The organism is Nonomuraea sp. SBT364 (assembly GCF_001083785.1).
GTDB lineage: Bacteria > Actinomycetota > Actinomycetes > Streptosporangiales > Streptosporangiaceae > Nonomuraea.
The window spans coordinates 1-1,336 of the sequence record NZ_LAVL01000350.1 but is presented as its reverse complement, the minus strand read 5'-3'; the positions used below and the strand labels follow the sequence as shown (position 1 = coordinate 1,336).

1 protein-coding gene is annotated in these 1,336 nt (G+C 63.1%); it reads left to right on the top strand.

Annotation, left to right across the window (positions count from 1 at the left end; genetic code table 11):
• Window positions 1-15: 15 nt before the first annotated feature.
• Window positions 16-1,326: a preprotein translocase subunit SecY gene (gene secY, locus ADY59_RS47290; protein ID WP_049577939.1), complete on the top strand. Its 1,311-nt coding sequence runs from the start codon at window positions 16-18 to the stop codon at window positions 1,324-1,326.
• Window positions 1,327-1,336 lie beyond the last annotated feature (10 nt).

Here is a 1,336-nt window from a genome sequence, read left to right as displayed (position 1 = left end):
CGCGCAGGAGGGACCGTGCTGACCGCGTTTACCCGGGCGTTCCGGACGCCGGACCTGCGCAAGAAGTTGCTCTTCACGCTGGGCATCATCGCGCTTTTCCGGCTCGGCTCGGTTCTTCCGACTCCGGGCGTTCACGTCCAGAATCTGGCGGCCTGTTTCGAATCGGCCCGTGAGGGCGCCGCAGGTCAAATCTATGGAATGGTCCAGCTGTTCAGCGGTGGCGCGCTGCTCAAGCTGTCGATCTTCGCGCTGGGCATCATGCCCTACATCACCGCGAGCATCATCTTGCAGCTGCTCGTCGTGGTCATCCCGCGGCTGGAGGCGCTGAAGAAGGAAGGCCAGGCCGGCCAGACCAAGATCACGCAGTATACGCGTTATCTGACCGTCGGGCTCGGTGTGCTGCAGTCGACCGCCTTCATCGCGCTCGCGCGTTCGGGCCAGCTGTTCCCCAACTGCCAGCAGGACGTGCTGCTCGACCCGGACAACGTCTTCCAGATCGTCACGATGGTCGTCATCATGACCGCGGGCACCTCTGTGATCATGTGGCTGGGCGAGCTCATCACCGACCGTGGTGTGGGCAACGGCATGTCCATCCTGATCTTCACCTCGGTCGTGTCCATCTTCCCCTCGGAGATGGCCAACATCTTCCAGGCCAACAAGTTCACCTTCGCGGTCGTCCTGGTGGTCGGCGTCTTCCTGATCGCCGCGGTCGTCTTCGTCGAGCAGGCACAGCGCCGCATCCCGGTGCAGTACGCCAAGCGGATGGTCGGCCGCCGGATGTACGGCGGCACCTCGACCTACATCCCGCTGAAGGTCAACCAGGCCGGCATCATCCCGGTCATCTTCGCCTCCTCGCTGCTCTACCTCCCGCAGCTGATCACCTCGCTGTTCGCCAACGCCGAGAACCCCAACGCCGTCGTGCAGTGGATCTCCCAGAACCTGGCCACCGGCGACACCCCGATCTACATGGCGACGTTCTTCCTGCTGATCGTCTTCTTCACCTACTTCTACGTGTCCATCACGTTCAACCCCACCGAAGTGGCCGACAACATGAAGAAGTACGGTGGGTTCATTCCGGGCATCCGCCCGGGCCGGCCGACGGCTGAATACCTCAACTTCGTGCTCACCCGTCTGACCGCGCCCGGCGCGCTCTATCTGGGTCTGATCTCCATGGTCCCGATCGTCGCGCTGGCGGTGGCCGGCGCGAGCCAGAACTTCCCGTTCGGAGGGACGAGCATCCTGATCATGGTTGGTGTCGGCCTGGACACGGTCAAGCAGATCGAGAGCCAGCTGCAGCAGCGCAACTACGAAGGTTTCCTGCGGTAGTGCGTCTCGT